This window comes from Cyanobacterium sp. T60_A2020_053 (assembly GCA_015272165.1).
Taxonomy (GTDB): Bacteria; Cyanobacteriota; Cyanobacteriia; order Cyanobacteriales; family Cyanobacteriaceae; genus Cyanobacterium.
The window spans coordinates 13,505-39,942 of record JACYMF010000088.1; the positions used below are offsets into that span (position 1 = coordinate 13,505).

A 26,438-nucleotide genomic window follows, 5' to 3' on the forward strand; every position below is an offset into this window, starting at 1 on the left:
AAGCAGAGGGAGAAAGGGAAGCAGAGGGAGAAGGGGCGAAAATTAATTATTCATTATTCATTATTCATCTCGTAGGGAAAGTAATTTTTCATCAAGTTGTTGTAAATAGTCGAGGGCGCTATCTTCTGTTAATATCCCCTTGCGTAAAGCATCGGTAATAGCACTTTTTTCCGCTATGTATAAACGGCGCAATAAACCGTCTAAATATAAATTTTCTAGGGTGCTATTCTGGTGTGACGGGCGCTGGTTATAATATTCTCTTAATTTATTTTCCGCATCGGCAATTTTTACTTGATAACCAGAAAAAATTTCTTCATAAAGAGATTTAGATAAGCTACCCGAATCTAGTAAATTTTTCAATTCTTTTTGGGCAGATTTGGCAGTAATTAAGTTTAGTTGTAGTTGTTCTATTTTTTGTTTAATTATGGAAGGAGTAGATATTTTTAACTTTTTCACAAACCAAGATAAACTTAGACCTTGACCAAGTAACGATAATAAAACAGTGCTAAAAACAATAGTAACTAATTCATTTTTTAGGGGTAATGTAGAGGGAAGACTGATGGCTAATGCCATTGATAATGAGCCTTTCACGTTACCCCAAATTAGTATATGTTGCCACTTTAAGGGTAAGGGGCGGTCAAAAAATTTGAGTAAATAACTAAGAGGATAAATAGCAAAAACTCTACCTATTTGATAAGCAATAATTGCTAAAATTGCGAGAGGAAAAGTTTGAATTACTGTACTTAAATCAATACTGATTCCTAATACTAAAAAAAGAAAAGTATTAACCCCAAATCCTGCATATTCCCAAAAATTTAACAGAGTTACTCTAGTACCAGCGGAAGTTTTACTAAAACCCAAATTACCCACCACTAAACCAGTAATCACTACAGAAATAGCGCCCGACACCTCTAATAATTGCCCGATTTGAAATGAACCCAAAGAGACGGCAACGGTTAATAATATGCTACTGAGGGCATCATCTAACTGCTGAAATAAACCCACACAAAGATACCCTAACCCTAAACCCAGCGCCCCTCCCCCCACAAATGCCACGAAGGTTTGCATCAGCGCCCCTCCCCACGAAAATGAACCTTCTAGTAATATGGTTGTAATAATATTGATTAAAACAAGGGCAACACCATCATTAAATAAACTCTCATTTTCCACGATATTAGCCAAGGGAGAAGGCACTACCACGCTTTTAAAAGCGGCAATTACTGACACGGTATCGGTAATGCTTAAAATTACACTAATAGCCGCCGCCGTTAACCAAGGAAAATCAAAAAAATTCCGTAAGAGTAGAGTGGTGATGAGGGCGCTGATTAATACTCCGGGCCCAGCTAATAAAGCGATGGGTTTAACGGTATCGCGCAAACGACTAATTTCGGTGTTGATAGCTGCTTCAAAAATCAGAATTGGCAAAAACAGATTGAGAATGACATCAGCATTGAGAGAAATGGAACGAGGTAAGGTTTCAGGGGTGATGAATAACCCAGCTACTACTAAGCCGATGACATAGGGAATTTTTAATTTGCGAGTAACTAAAGCGACAACGGTTGCCACCAATAGCAATAATATTAGACTGCTGACAAGGTTTGTAAAGTTATCACTATTCACGGCAATTAATTTGAAAAGGGCAAAGTTAAAAGGGCAAAGGGCAAAGGTTTTAAAAGGGCAGAGGGAGAAAGGGAGACAGGAAGAAAAGTTAGAATTTAGAATTTAGAAAACAAATACTTCTACATTGTTCATTATTAATTATTCATTAATTAATGGCTAAACTAGATGATTAAGAAATAATATAAATAAAATTATGACTGATTCTGAATCAAAAGATTATTCTCAAGTTAATTTGGATCGAGATGATAAAGGCGCAAAAGCTAGACAAATGCTGGGGATGAAGGGCGCTGGAAAGGCTAGTAATATTTGGCAAATTCGTCTTCAGTTGATGAAACCCATTACTTGGATTCCCTTGATTTGGGGCGTGGTATGTGGCGCTGCTTCTTCTGGGGGATACGTCTGGGGAGTGGAAGATTTCCTCATGGCGTTAACCTGTATGTTGATGTCTGGTCCTCTTTTAGCTGGTTATACTCAAACCATTAATGATTTTTATGATCGAGACATTGACGCTATTAATGAGCCTTATCGCCCTATTCCTTCGGGCGCTATTACTATTCCCCAAGTTGTTACCCAAATTCTGGTGCTATTACTTTTAGGAATTGGTGTTGCCTACGGTTTGGATGTGTGGGCTGGTCATGATTTCCCTATTTTAACTTGTTTGGCTCTGGGTGGTTCATTTGTATCATACATTTATTCAGCGCCCCCCCTCAAGTTGAAAAAAAATGGTTGGTTAGGCAATTACGCTCTTGGTTCTAGTTATATCGCATTACCTTGGTGGGCTGGTCATGCTTTATTTGGGGAGTTAAATTGGACTATCGTAGTCTTAACCCTCATTTACAGTATGGCTGGATTAGGTATCGCTGTGGTTAATGACTTCAAAAGTGTGGAAGGAGATGCAAAATTAGGTTTAAATTCCTTACCTGTTATGTTTGGGGTGACGGGCGCTGCTTGGATTTGTGTCATCATGATTGATGTCTTTCAAGCCGGAATGGGTTTATATTTGGTTAGCATCCATAAAAATCTTTACGCTACCATTTTATTCCTCTTGATTATCCCTCAAATTACTTTCCAAGATATGTATTTTTTGCGCAATCCCCTTGAGAATGATGTTAAATATCAAGCCAGTGCGCAACCTTTCCTTGTGTTAGGAATGTTAGTTTTGGGTTTAGCCATCGGTAATTCTTAACCTCGAAAAAAGGGAAAAGGGCAAGGGGCAAAGGTTTAAAGGTGAGTAGGTTTCAGGCTTCAGGTTGCAGGTTTCAGGTGTAATTTTCAAACAGCTTCTAATCAGTAGGTAAGCAAAATTAATTGTGATTTTTATTTTTCTCAAAGCTGATAACAAGAGGTTTAAACCCCTTGCCTATATACAATTAATTTTGCATGAGAACTTACCCGATACCTGACACCTCCCTTAACGTAACATTTGAATCAGTGCGTAACGTCAGTTATTGAACGTGATTCCGTTGGTTCCGTGTAATTCATTACACGGTGGGTAAATTACGAAGATATAATCTTGCATAACAGATTACCCGAACATGATATTACTCCCCTCTCCTGTGGGCGAGGGGTTGGGGTGAGGGCAAACCAGCTTATTCTTCATTAGTAGTCAGTTGTAAAAATACATCCTCTAAAGAAGGTTTGAGGCGCTTCATTTCGTATATCTCTAAACCTTCATTCACCAACAAACGGGCAATATCCTTAGCGCTATCGTCATTATGGGTAAGTTGTATGGTCAATAATTGACGGTTTTCTTGATTCGTCAAGGGTTGCACATTGTGAGATTGAATATCTTTAATTTGGTCTAGTTGCGGTAAAAGATGGTTGATTTCTCCCACTAATTCGATTTCATAATGGCATTCACCCTGCAAATGTTGCAAAAGTTTTTCGGGGGTATCTGTGGCGACGATTTTCCCTTGATTAATAATAGTTACTAAGTCACAAGTCATACTAACTTCAGGCAAAATATGACTAGACAGAATAATGGTTCTTTCTCCTGCTAAACTTCTAATTAAACGGCGCACTTCAATGATTTGACGAGGGTCTAAACCTACCGTAGGTTCATCTAAGATAATAACAGGTGGATCATGGACAATGGCTTGGGCAATTCCTACCCTTTGACGATAACCTTTGGATAGCTTACGGATGATAACTTGGGCTTTATCCTCTATTTGGCAACACTCTAGGGCTTTTTGTACCTGTGACGGGCGCTGTTTTTTGGCTACTCCTTTGATTTTAGCTACAAACAACAAAAAATCTTTTACCGTCATTTCAGGGTAAAGGGGAGGATTTTCGGGTAGATAACCAATATTTTTTCTCACCGCCATGGGTTGACTATGCACTTCATAACCGGCGATGGTGGCTTTTCCTGCGGTGGCAGGAAGATAACCGCTTAAAATTCTCATGGTAGTGGTTTTTCCAGCACCGTTAGGTCCTAAAAACCCTAAAATTGTTCCTTTTTCCACTCGAAAAGAAACATCTTTAATGGCTTGATTTGTGCCGTAATTTTTACTTAATCCTTCGACTTCAATCATGGTTAATATTACTGACTATATCAGGTTTTTATATTTCTTGAATTAAAGAAAAAATTTGTTGTAAACTTTGTAAATTTTGTAAAATGGTGTCGTGCGCTTTTTCTACTTCTTGAAAGTGAAGATTGTTAATTTCTTGATGATGACGATGGTTAAGAATATTTTGGTCTAATTCATGTTCAATCTCATTATTAAGTAAATCAATTACACTTCTAATTTGAGGATCAGAATTAGAATTATCACCATCAGTAATACTGGTAATAATTTCTATTTTCAGCGCCCCTCCCAAAACCAGCGCCCGTGCCTGTTCAATTTCACCGGCGGTAATTAATGCTTTAACCTCGTCAATTTTGCTCATAGAAATTTTAAAAAATTATATCCTCAAATAGCTTAACTCAAAGACAGGAAAAAATTACCAAAAATCCGTGACCCGATAATTTAATTCTCCTAACATAGTGCGTAATAGGGGTAAACTCAAACCGATAACGTTGCTATGACAACCGATAATTTTATCTATTAAAAATCCTCCCCTTCCTTCTAAGGCGAAACTTCCAGCACACTTCAACGGCTCACCAGTGGCTACATAAGCCTTAATTGTCTCATCGTCCACATTGGCAAAATATACTTCAGTAATACCACAACGAGTAATTATTTGATTAGACTTAACCTCAATTAAAGCATGACCCGTATAAAGTTTGCCCACCTGAGAACTCATTTGGCGCCAACGCTGGATGGCATCGGCAGGAGTTTCTGGTTTGCCATAAATTTCGCCGTTTACCGCTAACACGGAATCACACCCTAAGATTAATCCTTCTCGATGATTTTTGGCAACGGTTTGGGCTTTATTTTGGGCTAAAGTATTAACCAAATTTTGCGGATTCAATAAATTAACCAGAGATTCATCATAGTTACTTACTTCCACGAGGGGATTAATCCCAATCATTTGTAATAGTTTGAGGCGCGCTGGGGATGCTGAAGCTAAAATAAATTTGGTCATATTGAAAACTGTATTTTCCTTTACACTCAAGCCATAACGGCTTAAACTAAGTAATAAATGGTTTATTTTTATGGTAATTATTAATTAGTTTATGAGTAAAGTTATCGAATTGCAAGATGCACAATTTACCACTGAGGTAATGGAATATCAGGATACAGTTCTAGCATACTTTTGGGCTTCTTGGTGTGGTCCATGTCGTTTAGTTTCCCCTTCCATTACTTGGATAGCTGACAACTATCAAGATCGTCTCAAAGTGGTAAAGTTAGAAATTGATGCTAGTCCTGAAAGTGTTGCAAATTGTCAGGTTGAGGGAGTTCCAGCTTTAAGAGTATTTCGCAACGGAGAAATTATTGCTAGTTTGGAGGGCGCTGTCGGCAAACAAAAATTACAAGAATTTGTCGAAGCGGTTATTTAAAATTGTATTCATAATGAGTAATTGGGGGTAAGAAATCAAACCCAAAAATTTCACTCTAATTCCCCCAATTATGCTAAAAATTAAGTGCTGACCAAACTAATGAATATCACAACTGCAGAAACAAAAGTTTGTTTTACCCATAAAAATATATCCTTAATTCAAGGTAGTAGTCTTGACGAAAATTTATTTTCTGAAGAATTTATCGATTTAATCGTTACTTCCCCTCCCTATAACGTTGGCATCGAATACAATTCCAACAATGATGAATTATCCTATCAAGATTACTTAGAATTTTCTGAAAAATGGATGTCGAATTGCTATCGATGGAGTCATCCAGAAGCAAGATTTTTGCTTAATATACCACTAGACAAAAATAAAGGCGGACATCGTAGTGTTGGTGCAGACTTAACGACTATAGCTCAAAAAGTGGGTTGGTTATACCACTCTACTATTATTTGGAATGAAGGAAATATATCACGAAGAACCGCTTGGGGATCGTGGCAATCGGCCTCCGCACCTTATGTAATAGCACCTGTTGAATTAATTGTAGTTTTATATAAAAATAAATGGAAAAAAACAAAAGGTACAAAAAAAAGTGATATTAGCAAAGAAGAATTTATGCAATGGACTAATGGATTATGGGTTTTCAATGGCGAAAGTAAAAAAAGGATTGGACATCCAGCGCCCTTCCCCAAACAATTACCCTATCGTGCCATAAAATTATTTAGTTATCAAGATGATCTAGTTTTTGACCCTTTTACCGGTAGTGGCACAACGTTAATTGTTGCAGAAAATACCAAAAGGAAAAGCGTTGGAGTAGAAATAGATACTCATTACTATGAGTTAGCCAAAGAAAGAATTTTAAGAGAAGTCGGTTCATTGCCAATATAACAATATTAAATTATGTCCAAAGATACACAAGCTGATATTGTCATGGAATATTTTACCAATCATCCTCAAAAAGATATTCCTCATCCCGAAGTGGTTGATTGGGCAGTTCAACAATACGAAAAAAGAACCGGCAAAAAATTTAGAGACCCAGATCGCCAAATCAGAAAATTTCATCAAGAAGGGTTATTAATCAAGGTCAAAAAAGGTGTTTATCGTTATGATCCTGATCTCGTCAAAATAAGAGAATTAGAAGATTTTAGCGAATCGCAAAAACAGGCAATTTTGCAGAGAGACAATTATCGCTGTGTCATTTGTGGTAAAGGTAAAAATGAAGGAATAGAGTTGCACGTTGATCATATTAAACCAAAAGATAACGGCGGAAGAGCTACCATCGAAAATGGTCAAACTTTGTGTTCAGTACATAACTTTAGAAAGAAAAATTATCAGCAAACAGAAACAGGGAAAAAAATGTTTATACGATTATACGATCTTGCTCAATCTATTGAAGACAGAGAAACCATGAATTTTTGTGAGGAAATTCTCGAAGTCTTTGAGAAAAATAATATTAATGGTCATATAGAATGGAAGAAATGATAAAATTTTTAAGTAAATAATACTAATTTCCAGTTTTTGCATAAATCAATGCAAAAATTAAGATTGTATAAGTTATTGACTTTAAAAATTTCTGTTGCCTTTTCGCTTTTTCAACACTAAAATGAATTATGAAACATCAAGAGTTATTTAAAAGAATATCCATAAATCCTCAATTTTGTTTTGGAAAACCGTGCATTAAAGGACATCGTATTTGGGTTTCTTTGATTTTAGATTTTTTAGCAACCGGGATGACTGTTAATGACATATTGCTGGAATATCCCCAATTAGAATTAGAGGATATAATGGCTTGTTTGGCTTATGGTGCAGAAATGGCGAGAGAAAGATATGTAGAAATTGAATTTGATTCTGTGGCATGAAATTTAAATTAGATGAAAATATCGGCACAAGAGGGCGACAGTTATTTATCAGGGCTGGTTTAGATGTGGCTACAGTAGTAGAACAAAATTTAGCTGGTAGTGATGATGATACTTTAATTGATATTTGTCGTCAGGAAGAAAGATGTATTGTAACTTTGGATTTAGATTTTAGTAATCCGATTCGTTATCAACCTTCAAAATATTGTGGAATAGCAGTTTTGAGACTGCCAAAACAAACAAGTCATCAAGATTTATTAGATGCCATTTCAACTTTGATTCAAGCCTTAAATAACAATGTTATTATTGGTAAATTATGGATTATTCAAAAAGGTAAATTGCGTATCTATCAAGAAGATGATTATTGACTTCTTCAAGAAATAATATTCTGTTACAATATTTCGGGCTTTTAGCTCGATTTTTAGAGAGAAGGTCTAATTAACATAATTTTAAAATACTATAAAATTAACTACAATTAATGCAATTATCAAACCGTATTAAACCTTTACAAAGTAATGTTTTTGCTGATATGGATCGCGCTAAAAGTGAAGGGATTAAGCAAGGAAAAACCTTAATTGACTTGTCATTAGGTTCGGCAGATTTACCTACGCCCCCTCATATTCTTAAAACCATAGCAGAAAGTTTAGAAAACAGCGCCCTCCACGGCTACTTATTACATCGGGGTACAAAAGAATTTCGAGAAACCGTAGCGCAATGGTATGAGCAAAGATTTGCCATCCCCGTGGATGCAGAAACGGAGGTTTTACCCCTCATTGGCTCACAAGAAGGCACGGCGCACCTCCCCCTAGCAGTATTGAATCAAGGAGATTACGCGCTGGTTTTAGACCCCGGTTATCCTTCCCACATTGGGGGAGTGTATCTAGCAGGAGGGCAAATTTACCCTATGGCATTGAGAGAAGAAAATAATTTTTTACCACAGTTTGAGGAGATTCCTAAATCTATCTTAACTCAGGCAAAAATGATGATTCTTAGCTATCCTCACAATCCAACCAGCGCCCTCGCTCCTCAACATTTCTGGGAAAAAGCAGTTAAATTTTGTATTGATAATAATTTAATCTTGGTTCATGATTTTCCTTATATGGATATTGTTTTTAAAGATAATAAACCATTTTCTGTATTTCAATTTGATAAAGAAAAACAAATTTCTATAGAATTTTATACTTTTTCTAAATCTTATAATATGGGAGGATTTAGATTAGGTTTTGCCATAGGGAATCAAGAATTAATTCAAGCATTAAAGCAAGTTAAATCAGTGATTGATTTTAACCAATATAAAGGAATTTTACAAGCGGGAATGGTAGCTTTAACCTCATCTCAAGAATGTGTAAAAAATACAGTAAATATTTATCAAGAAAGACGAGATTTTATGGTTAATGCGTTAAATAACATTGGTTGGCAAGTCAATTCACCCCAAGCTACCCTTTATTTATGGTTAAAATTACCGCCCCATGGTCAACAAAATTCTATGCAATTTTGCGTTGATTTGGTACAACAGACGGGAGTGGCATTGTCGCCGGGCGCTGGTTTTGGCACACAAGGGGAAGGTTATGTACGCCTTGCCTTGGTGCAAGATTTAGCCACTTTGCAAGAAGCTGTTAATCGCATTCAAGGTTTTATTAGCAAGGTGTAAAAGGGCAAATTGATAATTGACAATGGATAATGGATAATTAATTCTTCACCCAGCTATTAATTCATAATTCATAATTTATTAAAAAGTATTGCCGTATTCTTCTAAAAAAGCAATAACGTTAATTAACTCTTGTCGGTTGGCTTCATTGGGTTCGAGTTGATAGCGGATTTGCGCAAGACGGCATCTAGTTTCAATTCTAATTCGGCGAGACGCACGTTCTCGGCTTTCAAGCTCTCGATTTCTGTCTGCTGCCTCTTGAGCCACTCTTCGTGACTCTTCTTCAACTCTTCGTTGCTTTTCCTCAACTCGGCGTTGTACTTCTTGAGCCAAGCGATTTGTTTCTCGGTTTCTACGGTACCACTCAACGCCGAAATTAGCCATTGTAGCCACGATGGCTGCCACAGTGAATCGGTTGCTCCAGATTCTTGGTTCTGTGATAATGCCGAGGATTTGGAAGTCGGTTTGGTCATAAAATCTTAAAAATGCGATGGTTATTAGTAAAACTGTTACCAATGTCGATGGTAACAATGATAAAAAATTAATCCACATTCACAAAGGTATATTTTCCTTGATTATAGCAATTTTGCACTGAGTGGAGGGCGCTGTCAATTTTGGTTACAAATAAGGGAGAGTCAGATTTTAACCATGATTTTCAAAATGTTCTAATTCTTGCCTTTTTTTCTTTGCCATAAAGAAATATTAAGGACTATAGAAAGGTTAAATTTGTTTTGATTACACTAAATTGTACACAGTAAAAATATTATCTTAACCGTGGAATGATTAATTTCATCTCAAAACAGAAAAAGAGTAATTATTATGAGTAAAAATAAATCTTGGCAAGTGTTAATAATTGGGGGGGGCGCTGCTGGTATTACCGTAGCATCTCAACTTAAAAATAAATATGATAACCTCAATATAGGAATTATTGAACCATCAGAAAACCATTACTATCAACCAGCATGGTCATTAGTTGGTGGTGGTGAGTATCAATTTGAAGATACCGTAAAACATGAACAAAATTTGATCCCTCGTGGTGTTACTTGGATCAAGGATTTTGCTACAAATATTGATCCCGAACAAAATCAAGTTACCGTTAAAAGTGGTACAGTGCATCAATATGATTATTTGGTAGTATGCCCCGGCATTATCATTGATTGGGATAAAATTACAGGATTTAAAGAAGCCATCGGCAAAAATGACGTTACCTCCAACTACGTTAAAGAATTTGTCTCTTATACATGGGAAAGTCTGCAAAACTTCAAAGGTGGTACGGCTATATTTACATTTCCTGCTGGAGCGATTAAATGTCCCGGCGCCCCCCAAAAAATCATGTACATGGCTGATGAGTATTTTCGTAAACAGGGCATTAGGGAAAAAACCACCATTATTTATGCCAATGCTGGAGCGAAAATGTTTGGTGTGCCTACCTATTGCAAACCCTTAGAAGAAATTGTCGAGCGTAAAGGTATTGACGTAAAATACGGTTATAATTTGATCGAATTGAAACCTGACACCAAAGAAGCGGTGTTTGCAGTCAATGGTGGAGAAAATGTTACCATCAAATATGACATGATTCATGTGTCACCCGGCATGAAACCCTTTGATTTTATCAAAGATAGTCCTATCAGTAATGAGCAAGGTTGGGTAAATGTCGATCAATACACTTGCCAACATCCCCACTATAAAAACGTTTTTGGTTTAGGTGATGCTTCTTCTTTACCCACATCAAAAACTGCAGCCGCCATTCGCAAAGAAGCGCCCACCGTCGTCGCCAATATAGGGGCGCTGATGGCTCAACAGCAACCCCAAGAGAGATATAATGGTTATGCTTGTTGTCCATTGATTACGGGTTATGGCAAGGTAATTATGGCAGAATTTGACTATGATAAGCAACCCATGCCCAGTTTTCCTCTTGATCCTACCAAAGAAAGGGCTAGTATGTGGTTTGTGAAAAAGTATGTATTACCTTGGCTATATTGGAATCGGATGTTAAAAGGGAAGCCTTTAGAAGCCGATAGTTGGCGCTTTTTGTTACCAAGATAAAAAAAGTCTTGTAAATGAAGCGCCCTTCACCTCAGTAATACCTTTACTGAATTAGCTGAAAATAGTTAAATGGGTGATGGTATGAAAGTTCCTGATATTATCATCCTTGACGATGCTTTAGGAGATAATAGTTTAACGGTGATGGGCTCTGGATTGAAAATTAATAAAAAATTAAGTCTAATAATTCATTCTAATCAAGTAGAGGTTTCCCACTCATAGCTTTAAAAACCAATACAGGATAGAATTAGGTGACAATTTTATTGAACTTTTAGGGGTTGCTGACTTTGAGTATGATTCATATTTAGAGTTTGCTGAATAACTCAGAAACCTAATTAAACAAATACTTTAAGCATAATTTACTTTAAAAAAAGTGCAAAAAATAACGTTTTTTCTTCAAAAATACTGTATTTCTTAGTTATGAATCAAAAATAATTGATACAAATGAGCAGTTTATGAAAAATAAATTATTAACAACCCTAGCGCCCACCCCCTTATGCAGGGCTTTTAATATCTCCCCATTAAGTTACTTCTCCATCAAAGCCGAATAGTATTGTAAACTGTTGAGTGTTAATTATTGATGACTGAATCTGGATGCACATTGCTTGGCTTGGGAAAAAATCACCTTTTTGCGGTAACGTCACCTATAGCAGGGAAATTACCAGCGCTTTGTTAGCAAGAGGTTATAAGGTTAGTTTTCTCCATTTTAGTCAAGAAGGGGAAGATTCTTCTTTTGATGTTTATAATGCTGAGGTAAATTTACCTTTTATTTATAAATCACAAATCTATACTATCCCAGCGCCCAACTCCTCACAAATACTCTTAAAATCTTTACAAGAGTTAAAACCTGATTTGGTTCATGCTTCTTTGACATTATCACCTCTTGATTTTAAATTACCCGAAATTTGCCAGCAGTTAAACCTTCCTTTAGTCGCTACATTTCATCCTCCTTTTGACAGTCATTGGCGCAATTTTAAATCTAGCACTCAATATTTAACCTATCAACTCTATGCGCCCTCCCTCGCTCGTTATGATTGTACGATTATTTTTTCCCAACTACAACGGGATTTATTATTAAAATTGGGAGTGCCAAAAGAAAAATTAGCAATCATCCCCAACGGAGTTGATACGGAAAAATATCAACCGGGTAAGTCATATTTCAAACAAAATTTTTCCCATCATCGTTTATTTATTTATCAAGGGCGGGTGGCAGTAGAAAAAAATTTAGAATCTTTGTTAAAAGCCTGGAAATATTTAGCCATGAAAAGGCACTCTCGTTTACTAATTGTTGGTGATGGACATTTAACCCCTACTCTTAAACCTAATTATGGGGAGGAAGATGGGATTATTTGGTTAGGGGTGATAAGTGATGAAGCTAAACGAATTGATATTTTGAGGGGCGCTGATGTGTTTATTTTACCTTCTTTAGTAGAAGGGCTATCTCTTTCTTTATTAGAAGGAATGGCTTGTGGTTTAGCTTGTGTGGCTACGGATGCGGGCGCTGATGGTGAAGCACTCACAGAAGCAGGGATTATTCTTTCTACTCAAGGAGTCACTACTCAATTAAAAACCATTTTACCTTTATTTCAACATCACCCCGAATTAGTACAATTACTAGGGAAAAAAGCCAGAGAAAAAGTTTTAGCCAAATATACTCTTAGTGATAATGTCACTAAATTAGAAAAATTATATAAAACTTTTTTTACATAAAAAGTACTTAAATTCTCACTAATATAAATTTAAACTTGCTAGATAACATAAAATTCGCTACAATATATCGTGTTTACCCAAGGGCGGATGGCGAAATTGGTAGACGCACCACACTCAAAATGTGGCGGCTTCGGTCGTGCGAGTTCGAGTCTCGCTCTGCCCATTGTCTAGTTTTTCTAACTATTTTTAGCTTCTTCGGCTCTGTTGCCCCACACTGTATTTTTCAACAAAAACACCCACAAAATCAGTGTGGGATGAATTGCCGTCCAGATTTATGATATAATTCTATTAATCGGTGCTAGAGAGATGTAGCCGTAGTCGGCGAACTCCCCGTTGTAGAAAGGCTAGAGACTACCTATCAATTAATTAATTGATAGCCCCAATGCTTCACTGTTCCTCTTGTAAGCAATAAGCGTAAATGAACAAAGGCGGGTGAAAAACTAAAAAATTAAAAGACCTTCGGAACGAGGGATAAAGCCTACCGCCTGAAAGTAAGACTCGTTACTTCTCGGAGTAAAAAGCATTTCTTTGGGTAGGAAGCCTACACCATAATCTTTGATTTGGTGTATGGTAGTTCACCTCAATTGTCATAAATAGGGTATTGACAGAATAAGAAAAAGATCATATAATCGCAATCAAAGATTAATGTAGCGGATATAACATTTTAACCGTACAGCAAGGAGGAAGTCAGCTTGGCCAGAAAAAGAAAACGCAAAAGTCGTCGCCGCTTAGAGGGAAGAAAAATTTTAGAATTAGTACCTCATCACTACATCGAAAGTGGCGATGATAAACCCGTGACTGCAGCACGGAAACATATTCGAGCTGAAGGTATTACCCCCCCAGCAGTTTTAGTAGTAAAGCGCAATGAGCATACCACAGATCGCTATTTTTGGGCGGAAAAAGGTTTGTTTGGTGCTCAATATGTGGAAGAAAACCATTTTCTTTTCCCCAGTTTAAAAACTATTAAGCCTCAAGTCAAAGCGCCCTCCGGCACTCCAGCCTTATCCTCTCACTAGGCTAAAATAGTCTTTGCGGATAATCTGGGTAAAATTACCCAGGTTGTGGCGATTAAATAGGGTAATTTACCCCTATCCATTGTTCCCTTTAATCTGTAAATATAAAGAAAAGGTTAAGAAAAGGGGATAAGGAGATGGAATACATTTATGTGGTGGATAGTGCCAGTTTGGTGCTAAAGATGATTAATTATTGTGTAGTCAATCCCCACGTCAAAGACACAGAAATTACGGTAATTCACCAAATAAATGGTTGGATTATTCGCTTAAAGTCACCATATTTACTTACCGCCCAACAATATGGAGATGCCAAGGCTTTCTTCTCTGAATTAGGGTTTACTTATCGTCCCAATGTGCAAATCAATTTGGTTTTTTGTAGTTTGGATATGGGAGAGTCAGTAGTTACAGTGATGGAAGATTATAACGTAGCTATTATTTCTCATGGTAGTGCAGACATCACAGAAATGGAGGCTTTTCGCCTACAATTTTCTCGAGGCTTAGGCTATCGTCCTGAAACTCTCGCTTAATTAGCTTATATACTATATAATCAAGTAGTAATAAGCTGATAACGAGATCAAAAGTAATGGTGGAGTTTAATTGGATTACGAGTTTAAGTGGTGGTATTCTTATTGGGATTAGTGCATCGTTACTCTTACTGTTCAATGGGCGCATTGCTGGGATTAGTGGTATGATTAATGGAGCGCTAGATTGGCAAAATAGAGAATACTGGCGCTGGTATTTTTTAGTAGGGATGATAATAGGGGGTATTATTTACGAATACCTATCTCCTTTCCCTCCAACACCTGCTGCTAATTTTGACTTCCTTACCATGATAATTGGTGGCTTGTGTGTGGGTTGGGGAACTCCCATGGGGAATGGATGTACCAGTGGTCATGGAGTGTGCGGTTTAGGGCGTTTTTCTGGGCGTTCACTGGTAGCGGTAATTACTTTCATGGTTACTGCGATGATAACCGTTTTTATTTTTTGATGTTTGACTGGATTCGAGTTAGAAGTCCGAAATGCCTGAAGAAAGGTTATTTTTTGGGCGATTTATAAGCTAAGTTACATTTAACTTAAGGCTGTGATAAAGTCTTAAAAATTACTCAAACGTTTAACTGTTAACTTTTGCAGACCTTCCCTGAAAGACTTAAATGCACACTACCTTATTGCATTTCCAATAGCTTTAGATCGAACTCAGGTACAATGTAGTTTAGACTCTAACCTCATCATTAGTTTAAACTATGAATTATTTAATCGCTGTATTATCCGACCGTATTCAAGCTGAAGAAGCCTACACAGCATTAGAAAAAGCCAATATTCCCCTTCAACAAATTTCCATATTAGGTAGGGGTTATAAAAATGCTGATGAGTTTGGCTTTATTAATCCCAATGACGTAGGTAAAAAAAATGCTATTAGAATGGCTTATTGGTTGATTCCTTTTGGTTTTTTTGGGGGCTATACTTTTGATGCTATTACTGGTTTAGATACTTTTGCTTGGGCTGGTGAGCCTTTTAATCACATTATTGGTGGTTTTTTGGGTGCTATTGGTGGGGCGATGGGTAGTTTTTTTGTGGGGGGGGGCGCTGGTTTGGTAGAAGGTAGTGGCGATGCTTTACCCTATCGTAATCGTCTTAATGCTGGAAAATATCTGGTTATTGTACAGGGTAATGATGGCACAAAACAATTAGCTACTAAAATTTTACAAGGTTTTAATCCCGAAAATTTACAAGGATATGTTATTGAATAAAATTATAAAGTGCTGTCGAGATGGCAAATTGACAATTGACAATGGATAATTGACAATTATGAGGTTTTACGATCTTCGTGTGGTATTATATTTAATTTGCTGTATTTTTTGATGCTTCTAGTCTGTCTTAACCCTTATTAATCAGCATTTCTGAGTTATTCAGAAGAGTCTAATTAATTCATAATTCATAATTCATAATTCATAATTCATAATTTATTATCCTCACGATTCCACTTTTTCATCAACACTCATTTGATATTCATTAAACTTCTCTTGGTCATAAAAATAGACACTCCGAATAGGATAAGGAATACTAATCCCCGCCTCGTCAAACACATTTTTGATCGCCATAATTGCTGTAGTTTGTACTTTTCTAACAATTTTTTGTTGCGGTAAAGTCCAATAGCGCACGACAAAATCAATGGAACTATCACCGAAGTTAACAAGGTCAATTTCGGGCGCTGGTTGTACTAAAACACCATCAACACCCGTGACAATTTTGAGTAAAAGTTCTTTAGTTTGAGGTAATGGGGTATTGTAATCCACACCCACAGCTAAATCGGTTCTACGTTTATCATATCCCGTTCTGACCTGAACAGAATTAGTAAAAATAGTGGCGTTTGGAATTAAGACTTTTTCTCCTTGATAAGTGCGAATAATTGTAGTTCTAATATCAATATGTTCTATCAAACCTTGATAACCTTCCACAATAATTTCATCACCAATTCTAAAAGGTTCTTGTAAGAGAATTAAGATACCAGCGAGAAAATTTTTAAATATATCTTGAAAAGCAAAACCAATGGCAATGGAACTTAAACCCAGCGCCCCAAAAATTGTGCCTAAATTCAAGCCGGGAAAAGCCAAAACACAGGCTAAGAAGAAACCAACTACCCAAATACCAACACTTATCCCTTGAATAAATAATATTTCTAAGGATTTATTTTTGATTACTTTTTGAGCCATTGAAAGGGAAAAGTTTTTGCCCCAATTAGCAAAATATCTAGTTAGAAAAAGAATGATTACACCAGAAATTATGCCGGGTAAAATTTTGATAAAATCTCCCACCAATTCCATAAGGCTTTCGCTAATTGTATTGAGTAATTTTTGCATCATATTTGTAATTAAATAATTTTAATTACAACTTAACATCATCAGCAAGGTTTTTGCAAAGTCTGCCTCAAAATGCTTTGCCCTCACCCCCAACCCCTCTCCCATAGCAGGGCGTTTTCAAAGTCAGGATCAAAATTGATTTGTTTTTGACAAGAAGACAGGTTGACAGGGAGACAGGAGGATTTTTTACTATTAATTGATTTATTGGTAGTTAAAAACCTCTGAATTTCAGATTATTGGCTAGTTTGAGAAACTAACATTTTTGAGAATGAAAACGCCCTGCTCCCATAGGAGAGGGGAGAAATATTTGATAATAATTGATTAGTTATTAGTTAAAAACTTCTAAGTTTCAGACTATTGGATAGTTTGAGAAGCTGAGATTTTTGAGAATGAAAAAGCCATGATTTCATCTGAATTTTTTATAACTACTGTAAAAGAGCCACAAAAATTTGTCAACCAATAACATTTCAAGGTAGTTTTTTTTGGACAATCTAGGTAAGGTTAAACTAAAGTTAAGTAAAATATCGAGTTAAAGGAAAAATATTATGCCTTACTTTATGCATAAGCGCGCCTACGCTGACACTTTTGGACCAACTACGGGGGATAAAATTCGCCTCGCTGATACGGAGTTAATTATTGAAGTTGAAAGGGATTATACGGTTTACGGTGATGAGGTAAAATTTGGTGGCGGTAAGGTGATTCGGGATGGTATGGGGCAATCGGGCTTTTCTAGGGCGGAGGGCGCTGTGGATACTGTCATAACTAATGCGTTAATCCTCGATTGGTGAGGTATTGTTAAGGCAGATATTGGTATTAAAGACGGCAAAATTTTTAAAATTGGTAAGGCAGGAAACCCTGAGATACAGCCTAATGTGGATATAATTATCGGACCTAGTACGGAAGCCATTGCTGGAGAAGGAATGATTTTAACGGCTGGAGGCATTGATAGTCATATCCATTTTATTTGCCCTCAACAGATTAAAACTGCCCTTGCTTCGGGCATAACCACTATGCTAGCAGGGCGTTTTCATTCTCAAAAATGTTAGTTTCTCAAACTAGCCAATAATCTGAAATTCAGAGGTTTTTAACTACTAATAAATCAATTAATAGTAAAAAATCCTCCTGTCTCCCTGTCAACCTGTCTTCTTGTCAAAAACAAATCAATTTTGATCCTGACTTTGAAAACACCCTGCTATGCTAGGGGGGGGTACAGGTCCAGCCACTGGTACTAATGCGACTACTTGCACCCCCGGAGAGTGGCACATGGCGCGAATGTTGGAATCGGCTGATGCTTTCCCGATGAATTTGGGTTTTTTAGGTAAGGGTAATAGTAGTCAACCGGAGGGATTGGTTGAACAGGTTGAGGCGGGCGCTATGGGTTTAAAACTCCATGAGGATTGGGGGACAAATCCTTGGACTATTGACACTTGTTTAAATGTGGCGGATCAATATGATGTACAGGTGGCGATTCATACTGATACTCTTAATGAGGCTGGTTTTGTGGAAGAAACTATTAATGCTTTTCAAAATCGAGTCATACATACTTATCATACGGAGGGCGCTGGAGGGGGACACGCGCCGGATATTATTCGGGTGTGTGGAGAAATGAATGTGTTGCCGTCTTCGACTAATCCCACCAGACCTTATACTGTTAATACTTTGGATGAGCATTTGGATATGTTGATGGTGTGCCATCATTTAGATAAAAATATTCCTGAAGATGTGGCTTTTGCTGAGTCACGCATTCGCCGAGAAACCATTGCTGCTGAGGATATTTTGCATGATTTGGGCGCTTTTAGTATGATTGCTTCTGATTCTCAGGCAATGGGAAGGGTAGGGGAAACTATTTTGCGCACTTGGCAGACTGCGCACAAAATGAAGGTACAAAGGGGAGTTTTAGGGGAAGGTAAGGCGGATAATTTTCGGGCAAAAAGATATATTGCTAAATATACGATTAATCCTGCCATTACTCACGGTATTAGTGATTATGTGGGATCGATTGAAGAGGGTAAGTTGGCTGATTTGGTGTTGTGGAAACCAGCTTTTTTTGGGGTTAAGCCTGAGTTGGTATTGAAGGGGGGCGCTATTGCTTTGGCACAAATGGGAGATGCTAATGCGAGTATTCCTACTCCTCAACCGATTTTACCTCGTGGGATGTTTGCTAGTTTTGGAGGGGCGCTGGCTTCTACTTCTTTGACTTTTGTATCGGGGAGGGCGCTGGATTTAGATATTAAGGGTAAGTTGGGTTTGAAAAAAGCCACTGTAGCGGTTAGTAATACTCGTAATTTGAGTAAAAGGGATATGAAGTTAAATGATTATACTCCTACTATGGAAGTTGATCCAGAAACCTATGAGGTGCGCGCTGATGGCGTATTATTAACCTGTGAACCAGCAACGGTTTTACCTATGGCGCAACGATATTTCTTGTTTTAAAAAAACAGGCTCTTCCACGTTAGTATGATAAATTATGTCTAAAAAAAGGTGTCAGGTATTAGGTGTCAGGTGAAATGCAAACCATAAATTTATAAAAATCTCTAGTTATGCTAAAGTCTTTGATTTATAAGCATTGAAACCTTTGCCCCTTGCCCTTTGCCCTTTGCCCGTCACCTCACGATTGTACTTTTTCAGCAACTCCTATATATAAGGAAAACGTTACAAAACGTTATACTAAACAAGGAATAGCAATAATTTTATCTTTGGTTATTTAACAATGCGTGTAATTTTAATGACAGGAAAAGGGGGAGTTGGGAAAACTTCCGTGGCGGCGGCTACCGGGTTGAGGTGCGCTGAGTTGGGATATAAAACCCTTGTCCTCAGTACCGATCCCGCCCATTCCCTCGCTGATAGTTTTGATATAGAATTGGGTCATGAACCGAAAAAGGTGAAGGAAAATCTCTGGGGTGCTGAATTAGATGCCCTCATGGAATTGGAAGGTAACTGGGGCGCTGTTAAAAAATATATTACTGAAGTATTACAAGCTAGGGGACTAGATGGTGTACAAGCTGAAGAGTTAGCCATTTTACCCGGGATGGATGAAATTTTTGGTTTAGTGAGGATGAAACGTCACTATGACGAAAAAGATTATGATGTTTTAATCATTGATTCAGCGCCCACCGGCACAGCTTTAAGATTATTGAGTCTTCCTGAAGTGGGGGGATGGTATATGCGCCGTTTTTATAAGCCTTTACAAACCATGTCGGCGGCGCTACGCCCGTTAGTTCAACCATTTTTTAAACCCATCGCTGGTTTTTCTTTACCTAGTAATGAGGTAATGGATGCACCCTATGAATTTTATCAACAAATTGAAGCATTGGAAAAAGTTTTAACGGATAATAACCAAACTTCCGTGCGCTTGGTGACGAATCCTGAAAAAATGGTTATTAAAGAGTCTTTGCGAGCCCATGCCTACCTCAGTCTTTATAATGTGGCAACGGATTTAGTCATCGCTAACCGTATTATCCCTGATCAAGTGGATGATCCTTTTTTCCAACGGTGGAAAGAAAATCAAGCGGTTTATAAGCAGGAAATTCATGATAATTTCCATCCCTTACCCGTCAAAGAAGTTCCCCTATTTTCTGAGGAAATGTGTGGGTTGAGGGCGCTGGAGCGTCTTAAAGATACATTATACAAGGATGAAGACCCTAGCCAAGTATATTACGCAGAGAATACGATTAGAATTATTCAAGAAGAAAATAACTATAGCTTGGAATTATACCTCCCCGGCATTGCCAAAGATCAAATTCAGCTTAATAAAACAGGAGACGAGTTAAACGTGCGTATCGGTAATCATCGCCGTAATTTAGTGTTGCCTCAAGCCCTAGCTGCCTTAAAACCGGCGGGCGCTAAAATGGAAGACGATTATCTAAAAATCAAATTTGCCAGTTAAAAACTGTAGGTTGGGTTAGCGGTAGCGTAACCCAACAAAACATAACTAATTTACCGAACTTAATATGAATCATCACTTCACCAAAATAGTAGATACTGCGGTGAGATAATAAACCTCATAATTATCAATTGTCCATTATCCATTGTCAATTGTCCATTATCCATGATCTCTTGGTTGGTCATCATTACCAGAAGGAGTTAAAATAGCCCCATTCAGTTGAGAAGTCATCCCCTGAGAATTAGCGAAAGGTAAAGTTTGATGATTAATTAAAGCCTGTAAATTACCTTGAAAAATAGAAAGAGGTTGCTCACCAATAGTTGAACCCAGCGCCCTTCCCCCCTCATCTAAAAAGATAAAATGGGGAATACCATCCACCTCATAACGTAAAACTTCAGGAAGCCACTTAGTATTATCCACATTAAGCATCACAAAATTAACCTCATTGCCATAAATTCCCTTCAGTTGTGCCAAATCCCCAGCCATTGCCTGACAACTGGTACACCAATTAGCATAAAATTCTACCAAACTAGGCTTACCGTTGACGAGCGCTATCTCTAACGGGGTAGAATTTTGAGCTTGAGCTTCCAGCGATTCCGAATTAGCTGTATTTTGTAAACTAAAAACTAACGTAACACTAAGGATAATTGCCACTAAAGCAATGACCACATTGCGCCACTTGTTAATATTTGAAGTATTAGGCATATTTGCAGACATAGTGATAACTTCTACGATAAAATTGCTGTTAACTCACATCGTACCCTAAATATGAAGAAAAGATTAACTCTCACCTTCCCCCGCACCGTAGTACAAATGCCCGTTACCTACAGACTGGCAAAAGAATTTAACATCGCCGCCAACATCATACGAGCCCAAGTAACACCCAATCAAGTGGGAAAATTAGTCGTAGAATTGTCAGGGGATATTGATCAATTAGAAGCCTCCATTGACTGGATGAAATCTCAAGACATTCAAGTCTCTCTCACCACTGCTGAAATCATTATTGATGAGGATACTTGTGTACATTGTGGCTTATGCACAGGAGTTTGTCCCACAGAATCACTAACCCTAAATCCTACCACTTATAAATTACAGTTTCGTCAGCAAACCTGCATCGTTTGTGAACAGTGTATCCCCACTTGTCCCGTACAAGCTATCTCCACTAACTTATAATAAGTTGTCGTACAAAATCTATTGTATATGGGTATGAGTAAGGGAGTTTACAAGAGAAGACAAGGGGATGTGCGCCCCTTGTTGTCATATTATATTTTTGGTTCAATTTTTATTTATAATTCTTGGTTTGTTGCAACTTCTTAATAAAAAAGTATAGAATTTAACTGAAAGTTTTTTTATTTTGTGAATATCAAAACATCTAGCAATCATTTGATTTATTATGAATACCCAAATCTATTCCAGTGCCTCACCTTACCGTTATAGCTTCGATTTTATCAAAGACGAAATAAGAGCATTAGTAGAAAGAGGTATTATTAGTCGTCATCAACCTATTTACAGTGTTGCACAATTTATTCCGGCTCGGGAATGGTTGGGAGTAGAAAAAAATCTCGAAGCGAGAGATTTTCTGTTACGAGATCGTATTTGTGATTTATTAGGGTCTGAACAATGGGATAATGATTAAATAAAAATCAACTTAATTAAATTCGTAACCAATGCAAAACTTAATTTTGTTGGGTTTTGTCACCTTAACCAACTTCTAATGGTCATTAATTTTAAACGAGATAATTTCTAATACTTTACCAATCATGGCTAAAGTCATTATATCTTCTCTAATTTTTCCTTCCACCTCTACGGATAAATTTTCATGGCGTAAATCCGCAGGAGGTTGATATAACTCATATACTTTTCCGTCGTCAGCGCCCAGTACCCATGTCCCTATGCCAATACTTTTGTACTGAATTTTTCCACTAATTTTCATAATAAATATTTAAAACACAAAATAACAGTAGCCCTAGATCGACTCGCTCAATCAATTCCTATTCTAGTTGAGACTACTTGAAGTTGCACTATTGTTAGTAGTTCCCTTTCTTCCTGCATGACTACATTTTAGGAAATCAGAGCTTGAGTACCAGCTACTGTTATTTTCTTGTTGAACCGTGAAAATGTAAGCTACCGTAAACAGTGTATTTAACCTCCTTTAATTGATTTGCTTTCTTATTCTGACTATTCCCTACCACTGGAGTTTGATTTCTTAGAGTTATACTGACAAACAGTTTCTTGACTCTCTTTTATATCAGTTTAGGAAACTTGAAACAGAAAACAACTGCTTCGGTAATCGAAAGACGGATAAAACGTATCTTATTCAGCTAATTTACCTCCGTTTATTCAAAACATCGTTTAAATTTTGCTCATCTAACGGGGAAAGGTTTTCTTGATTTGTTTAGGTTGTATTTACTTTCCATATATATATAATAGCTATTCTTTTTTGTAAAAGGGTAGCAAACTTTACAAATGTTAATATTTTACTTATGTTTTAAACTGAGTATTTTTACTCGATTAATTAGGGTTTGATAAAAAAGTATTTTGATGAGGATAGGTATCAGGCATCAGGTTAAAGAATGAAAAATCAAGGTTTTGAAGGGTTATATTTTTAACAAAAACACAAGTATATTGTGAATAATTAGATTTGAAATGCTCAGTTTTTAAGTAAAAATTGCTAAAAATGTGCACTTTTTGTAAATATAGTGTGTCTAAACCTTTGATTTTAATAGCTTTCTGATTTATTCAGCACACGCTAATTAGTTATTAAAAGATTGTATCTTCGCAATTTCCCCACCGTGTAATGAATTATACGGAACCAATGGTATCTCGTTCAATAAATTGAACTAAGATTATTTTTAAATAGCTGTTTTACGGTGCAAAAATTCTAACTGTTGGAGAAATTTAATAAAAATTGCTTAAAAGTTTCTAGTAAATTAACCTGTTTTTCCACTAAGCAACAATGCCCACTATTATTAAAAATACTTAAAAAACTATTAGGAAAAATCTCTTTTAAACGATAACCTTCTTCTACGGAAGGTAATAAATTATCTTGAGCAGAAGCGATTATTAACACAGGTGCAGAAAATTTACTAATTTTATCTATATCTAATGAAAATTCATTTAATAAATTAATACGATTAGCCACAGTTTGCGGTGCAATAGTTTGTAAAATATCAACAATAAAAAATCGCTGGGATAATTCAATTACATCTAAGTTAACTAAAAAAGGCAACAACAAATAAGTAGCGCCCGAATAAATTAATTGAGGCATAATTTTAGCTACATAACTACCGATATTTAACCAGTTACGACGATAGAAACTGGAAGCAGAGTTGATGAGAATAACTGTATCAAATAAATCAGGATATTCTGCTATTAATTTTAGGGCTAAACAACCACCAAATGATTCGGCTAAGAGATAAATCTTTTGATATTTTTCTCTTTTAATAGTTTGTTTAAAAATCTCAATAAATTGAGTAATTAAACTCTCCCAATCTTTAATAATTTCATTCCCTACATAAAAAGTGCGTATCTCGAAATATTCTTTTAGATTATCTTGATATTGCAAAAATGCTCCACTGCCATCCATGCCGGGTAGGTAAATCAATAAGTTGTCATGGTGAAGGGCGCTGTAGGAGAGAAATTTCATGTTTTAGAAAAAAAGAGAGGCAGAGGAAGCCGGGGAGAAAGGGAAGCAGAGGAGAAAGGGAAGCCGGGGAGATAATTAATTGTCCATTATTCTCTAAGCGACAAAAGGTAAAGATTGAGGGGATACCACCCCTTGATAAAAGTTGCGTAATTGAGCGGTAGCAGCGCCCCAGCCCCATTTTTCAGCCTCTAAACGAGCATTTTGTCTTAATTGTTCTCTTTCTTCTGTCATGGATAATAAATGTTGGGTAGCGTTAATCGCTCCACTGGCATCACTAGGATCAAACATATAACCATTAACGCCATCGGTGACAATATCAGGAATACCACCCCGGCGCGCGGCTATCACTGGGCAACCGGCTGCCATCGCTTCTAACAATACTAAACCAAGGGTTTCGGTAGAAGAAGGGAAAATAAACGCATCGGCGGAGGCATAAGCCGCACCTAATTCTTCCCCGTGCAAATAGCCGACAAAATTGGTATTTGTATCGGCGAACAGTTGTTCTAATTCGCTTCGGGCAGGTCCATTACCCACGATGGCGAGGCGCGCGCCGGGGATGCTTTCTAACACTGGTTTAATTTTATCAATTTCTTTTTCTGCTGATACTCGACCGACATATAATAATAGCGGATCATCTGGATTACCTTGAGATAATTTTTCACGCACGGCACGGGAAGCCAAACTGGGGTGAAATTTGTCGGTATCAACTCCTTTTTGCCATAAATCCACCCTTTCGATACCGTGATTTTCCAATTCATTCACCATAGCAGTGGAAGTGCAGAGGTTTAATGAAGCCTGATTGTGAGCGAGTTTTAGCAATTCCCAGATTAAACCTTCCAGCGCCCCTAAGTTGTAATGATGCAAATATTGAGGTAAATGGGTATGGTAGGAAGCCACGAGGGGAATGTTTAATTTTTTGGCGTAATATATGCCTCCAACTCCCAACACAGCGGGGTTAACCACATGGATTAAGTCGGGTTTGAATCTTTGTAGGGCAAAACGAATGGAAGGGTTAGGAATGGCTAGTTTTAACTCTGGGTATAGGGGCAGGGGAATGCCTTTGATACCGTTAATTTTTGCGCCTTTATACTCTTTCATTCCGCCTTCAGGACAAAATATTAATACTTCGTCTCCTTGTTTTTGTAGTTGTTCTACTGTATGTTTCAATCGGGTGACAATACCATCTACTTTGGGCAAAAATGTTTCGGTAAAAAGGGCAATACGCATAAAAAGTAATTTCTTCCTCGTGGGTAAATTCAACTTTAAACTATATCACTGTTGCTGATTTTTAGGTCAATTTCGGTAAAACTTTTTACTATGGGGTGGTGATGGCTATTTTTAATTTGATTTTCTCTATCTACTAATATTGTCTTCATGCCTATTTCTTGTGCTGAGTTTAATTCTGCTTCTATATCTGATAAAAATATGATGGAGGGCGCTGGAATAGCAATTTTTTCTATTATTTTTTGATAAGATTGAGATTCTTTTTTATTCCCTATTTTTGTATCAAAAAAATCTCTAAAAAAATGTAAAATATTTCCGTAGTTAGTATGGGCAAAAAAGAGTTTTTGTGCATAAACAGAGCCAGAAGAATACACATAAAGAGGGATGTTTTTTTGATGCCAATATAATAGTTTTTCGTAAGCATCTTCGTAAATATGAGCAGTAAAATCACCATTGCTATAACCATTTTCCCAAATTAGACCTTGTAAATCTTTGAGGGGCGCTATTTTACGATCTTCGTTAATCCATTGTCTTAATGTGCTAATAATTAATTCTATATTATTGGGGTTGATGTGAGCTTCTTCCGCTACTTGAATGATAATATTTTTTACTATTTTATTCTCAATATTTACTTTAATAAAATCTGCCATTTTTTCATAAGCATAGGGAAATAAGGTATCTTTAACAAAAGAAATAGAACTGGTTGTGCCTTCAATATCTGTAATTATTGCTTTAATCATTTGTTTACGAATAATTAATTGTAGTCTTATTTGTTTAAAGAAGTAAGTATAACAATCCTAAGAACCTGTTTGAAAAGTCTCGATGTAGAATATTCGGGGAGACAAAACAAGAAAAAATAATGACAAAGCCATCATAGGATACATAACTTACCGATGTCCAGTGGGAATATTTAGAACCATTAATAATAATTCAAACCAGTAGAAGAAATCGGACTTTACAGATGGGAAATGTACTAAACGTTATTTTTTAGTTT

Annotated in this window: 28 protein-coding genes, 1 tRNA gene and 2 pseudogenes; 20 read left to right on the forward strand and 11 right to left on the reverse strand. The window is 36.9% G+C overall.

All coding sequences use genetic code 11. The annotated features are described in order from the left end of the window. Positions 1–60 precede the first annotated feature (60 nt). Positions 61–1,626 carry a sodium:proton antiporter gene (locus IGQ45_12220; GenBank protein MBF2057951.1) on the reverse strand — a complete coding sequence of 522 codons (1,566 nt, stop codon included), beginning with the start codon at positions 1,624–1,626 and terminating at the stop codon, positions 61–63. Positions 1,627–1,813: 187 nt separating this feature from the next. On the opposite strand from IGQ45_12220, the gene chlG reads away from it, so the two are divergent. After that, positions 1,814–2,806 (forward strand): chlorophyll synthase ChlG, encoded by a 993-nt coding sequence (gene chlG, locus IGQ45_12225; protein ID MBF2057952.1) that lies wholly within the window; start codon positions 1,814–1,816, stop codon positions 2,804–2,806. Positions 2,807–3,209: 403 nt separating this feature from the next. Here the strand turns inward: chlG and IGQ45_12230 are convergent, their stop codons facing one another. The 3 genes from IGQ45_12230 to maf are packed head-to-tail and all read right to left on the reverse strand — an operon-like array spanning position 3,210 to position 5,145. Then, positions 3,210–4,151: an ABC transporter ATP-binding protein gene (locus IGQ45_12230; GenBank protein ID MBF2057953.1), complete on the reverse strand. Its 942-nt coding sequence runs from the start codon at positions 4,149–4,151 to the stop codon at positions 3,210–3,212. A 28-nt stretch (positions 4,152–4,179) separates the two neighbouring features. Then, positions 4,180–4,506, reverse strand: a complete 327-nt coding sequence (locus tag IGQ45_12235) for a hypothetical protein (GenBank protein ID MBF2057954.1) — start codon at positions 4,504–4,506, stop codon at positions 4,180–4,182. A gap of 54 nt (positions 4,507–4,560) precedes the next feature. Beyond that, on the reverse strand, positions 4,561–5,145 hold the full coding sequence (gene maf, locus IGQ45_12240) for a septum formation inhibitor Maf (GenBank protein ID MBF2057955.1): 585 nt from the start codon (positions 5,143–5,145) through the stop codon (positions 4,561–4,563). A 91-nt stretch (positions 5,146–5,236) separates the two neighbouring features. Between maf and IGQ45_12245 the strand changes: the two genes are divergently transcribed. From IGQ45_12245 to IGQ45_12270, 6 genes are all read left to right on the forward strand, one after another. Beyond that, positions 5,237–5,560 carry a thioredoxin gene (locus tag IGQ45_12245; GenBank protein ID MBF2057956.1) on the forward strand — a complete coding sequence of 108 codons (324 nt, stop codon included), beginning with the start codon at positions 5,237–5,239 and terminating at the stop codon, positions 5,558–5,560. 99 nt (positions 5,561–5,659) lie between these two features. Further along, positions 5,660–6,451 carry a site-specific DNA-methyltransferase gene (locus IGQ45_12250; protein ID MBF2057957.1) on the forward strand — a complete coding sequence of 264 codons (792 nt, stop codon included), beginning with the start codon at positions 5,660–5,662 and terminating at the stop codon, positions 6,449–6,451. 12 nt (positions 6,452–6,463) lie between these two features. Continuing rightward, positions 6,464–7,045, forward strand: a complete 582-nt coding sequence (locus IGQ45_12255; protein MBF2057958.1) for an HNH endonuclease — start codon at positions 6,464–6,466, stop codon at positions 7,043–7,045. A 128-nt stretch (positions 7,046–7,173) separates the two neighbouring features. Continuing rightward, positions 7,174–7,422 (forward strand): DUF433 domain-containing protein, encoded by a 249-nt coding sequence (locus IGQ45_12260; GenBank protein ID MBF2057959.1) that lies wholly within the window; start codon positions 7,174–7,176, stop codon positions 7,420–7,422. Continuing rightward, on the forward strand, positions 7,419–7,787 hold the full coding sequence (locus tag IGQ45_12265; protein MBF2057960.1) for a DUF5615 family PIN-like protein: 369 nt from the start codon (positions 7,419–7,421) through the stop codon (positions 7,785–7,787). Before IGQ45_12260 ends, IGQ45_12265 begins: the two co-directional genes overlap by 4 nt. A 110-nt stretch (positions 7,788–7,897) precedes the next feature. Further along, positions 7,898–9,070, forward strand: a complete 1,173-nt coding sequence (locus tag IGQ45_12270) for an LL-diaminopimelate aminotransferase (GenBank protein ID MBF2057961.1) — start codon at positions 7,898–7,900, stop codon at positions 9,068–9,070. Between the two features lie 78 nt (positions 9,071–9,148). On the opposite strand, the gene IGQ45_12275 is transcribed toward IGQ45_12270, so the two are convergent. After that, complete coding sequence (locus IGQ45_12275; protein ID MBF2057962.1) at positions 9,149–9,619, reverse strand: hypothetical protein; 471 nt, start codon at positions 9,617–9,619, stop codon at positions 9,149–9,151. A 267-nt stretch (positions 9,620–9,886) separates the two neighbouring features. On the opposite strand from IGQ45_12275, the gene IGQ45_12280 reads away from it, so the two are divergent. From IGQ45_12280 to IGQ45_12315, 8 genes are all read left to right on the forward strand, one after another. After that, positions 9,887–11,113, forward strand: coding sequence for an NAD(P)/FAD-dependent oxidoreductase (locus IGQ45_12280; GenBank protein MBF2057963.1), 1,227 nt, complete (start codon positions 9,887–9,889; stop codon positions 11,111–11,113). 69 nt (positions 11,114–11,182) lie between these two features. After that, positions 11,183–11,332 (forward strand): hypothetical protein, encoded by a 150-nt coding sequence (locus IGQ45_12285; GenBank protein MBF2057964.1) that lies wholly within the window; start codon positions 11,183–11,185, stop codon positions 11,330–11,332. Between the two features lie 372 nt (positions 11,333–11,704). Continuing rightward, positions 11,705–12,820 (forward strand): glycosyltransferase family 4 protein, encoded by a 1,116-nt coding sequence (locus IGQ45_12290; GenBank protein ID MBF2057965.1) that lies wholly within the window; start codon positions 11,705–11,707, stop codon positions 12,818–12,820. 81 nt (positions 12,821–12,901) lie between these two features. Beyond that, positions 12,902–12,983, forward strand: a tRNA-Leu gene (locus IGQ45_12295). 529 nt (positions 12,984–13,512) lie between these two features. Next, positions 13,513–13,836, forward strand: a complete 324-nt coding sequence (locus tag IGQ45_12300) for a DUF3155 domain-containing protein (GenBank protein ID MBF2057966.1) — start codon at positions 13,513–13,515, stop codon at positions 13,834–13,836. A 134-nt stretch (positions 13,837–13,970) separates the two neighbouring features. After that, positions 13,971–14,360: a hypothetical protein gene (locus IGQ45_12305; GenBank protein ID MBF2057967.1), complete on the forward strand. Its 390-nt coding sequence runs from the start codon at positions 13,971–13,973 to the stop codon at positions 14,358–14,360. Between the two features lie 56 nt (positions 14,361–14,416). Beyond that, on the forward strand, positions 14,417–14,821 hold the full coding sequence (locus IGQ45_12310) for a YeeE/YedE family protein (GenBank protein MBF2057968.1): 405 nt from the start codon (positions 14,417–14,419) through the stop codon (positions 14,819–14,821). A gap of 253 nt (positions 14,822–15,074) precedes the next feature. Next, positions 15,075–15,581 (forward strand): hypothetical protein, encoded by a 507-nt coding sequence (locus IGQ45_12315; protein MBF2057969.1) that lies wholly within the window; start codon positions 15,075–15,077, stop codon positions 15,579–15,581. Positions 15,582–15,803: 222 nt separating this feature from the next. Here IGQ45_12315 and IGQ45_12320 read toward each other — a convergent pair whose 3' ends face one another. Continuing rightward, positions 15,804–16,691 (reverse strand): mechanosensitive ion channel family protein, encoded by an 888-nt coding sequence (locus IGQ45_12320; protein ID MBF2057970.1) that lies wholly within the window; start codon positions 16,689–16,691, stop codon positions 15,804–15,806. Between the two features lie 545 nt (positions 16,692–17,236). On the opposite strand from IGQ45_12320, the pseudogene ureC (IGQ45_12325) reads away from it, so the two are divergent. The 3 genes and pseudogenes from ureC (IGQ45_12325) to IGQ45_12335 all read left to right on the forward strand — a co-directional run bounded on the left by ureC (IGQ45_12325) (position 17,237) and on the right by IGQ45_12335 (position 20,577). Further along, positions 17,237–17,707: pseudogene (gene ureC, locus IGQ45_12325) on the forward strand (urease subunit alpha). A gap of 178 nt (positions 17,708–17,885) precedes the next feature. Next, a pseudogene (gene ureC, locus IGQ45_12330) lies at positions 17,886–19,124 on the forward strand (urease subunit alpha). Between the two features lie 277 nt (positions 19,125–19,401). Further along, entirely contained in the window at positions 19,402–20,577 is a 1,176-nt protein-coding gene (locus IGQ45_12335) for a TRC40/GET3/ArsA family transport-energizing ATPase (protein ID MBF2057971.1), read from the forward strand. Positions 20,578–20,733: 156 nt separating this feature from the next. On the opposite strand, the gene IGQ45_12340 is transcribed toward IGQ45_12335, so the two are convergent. Next, positions 20,734–21,291, reverse strand: a complete 558-nt coding sequence (locus IGQ45_12340) for a thioredoxin family protein (GenBank protein MBF2057972.1) — start codon at positions 21,289–21,291, stop codon at positions 20,734–20,736. A 51-nt stretch (positions 21,292–21,342) separates the two neighbouring features. Between IGQ45_12340 and IGQ45_12345 the strand changes: the two genes are divergently transcribed. Further along, on the forward strand, positions 21,343–21,747 hold the full coding sequence (locus tag IGQ45_12345; protein MBF2057973.1) for a 4Fe-4S binding protein: 405 nt from the start codon (positions 21,343–21,345) through the stop codon (positions 21,745–21,747). A gap of 220 nt (positions 21,748–21,967) precedes the next feature. Further along, positions 21,968–22,210 (forward strand): DUF4327 family protein, encoded by a 243-nt coding sequence (locus tag IGQ45_12350; GenBank protein MBF2057974.1) that lies wholly within the window; start codon positions 21,968–21,970, stop codon positions 22,208–22,210. A gap of 75 nt (positions 22,211–22,285) precedes the next feature. Here the strand turns inward: IGQ45_12350 and IGQ45_12355 are convergent, their stop codons facing one another. The 4 genes from IGQ45_12355 to mtnC all read right to left on the reverse strand — a co-directional run bounded on the left by IGQ45_12355 (position 22,286) and on the right by mtnC (position 26,184). After that, the gene (locus IGQ45_12355; GenBank protein MBF2057975.1) at positions 22,286–22,507 is read right to left on the reverse strand and encodes a hypothetical protein; all 222 of its coding nucleotides are present in this window, start codon (positions 22,505–22,507) and stop codon (positions 22,286–22,288) included. A gap of 948 nt (positions 22,508–23,455) precedes the next feature. Then, complete coding sequence (locus IGQ45_12360) at positions 23,456–24,220, reverse strand: alpha/beta hydrolase (protein MBF2057976.1); 765 nt, start codon at positions 24,218–24,220, stop codon at positions 23,456–23,458. A 93-nt stretch (positions 24,221–24,313) separates the two neighbouring features. After that, a complete protein-coding gene (locus IGQ45_12365) occupies positions 24,314–25,447 on the reverse strand; it encodes a glycosyltransferase (GenBank protein ID MBF2057977.1) in 1,134 nt (377 codons plus the stop codon). A gap of 35 nt (positions 25,448–25,482) precedes the next feature. Then, positions 25,483–26,184 (reverse strand): acireductone synthase, encoded by a 702-nt coding sequence (gene mtnC / locus IGQ45_12370; GenBank protein MBF2057978.1) that lies wholly within the window; start codon positions 26,182–26,184, stop codon positions 25,483–25,485. Positions 26,185–26,438 lie beyond the last annotated feature (254 nt).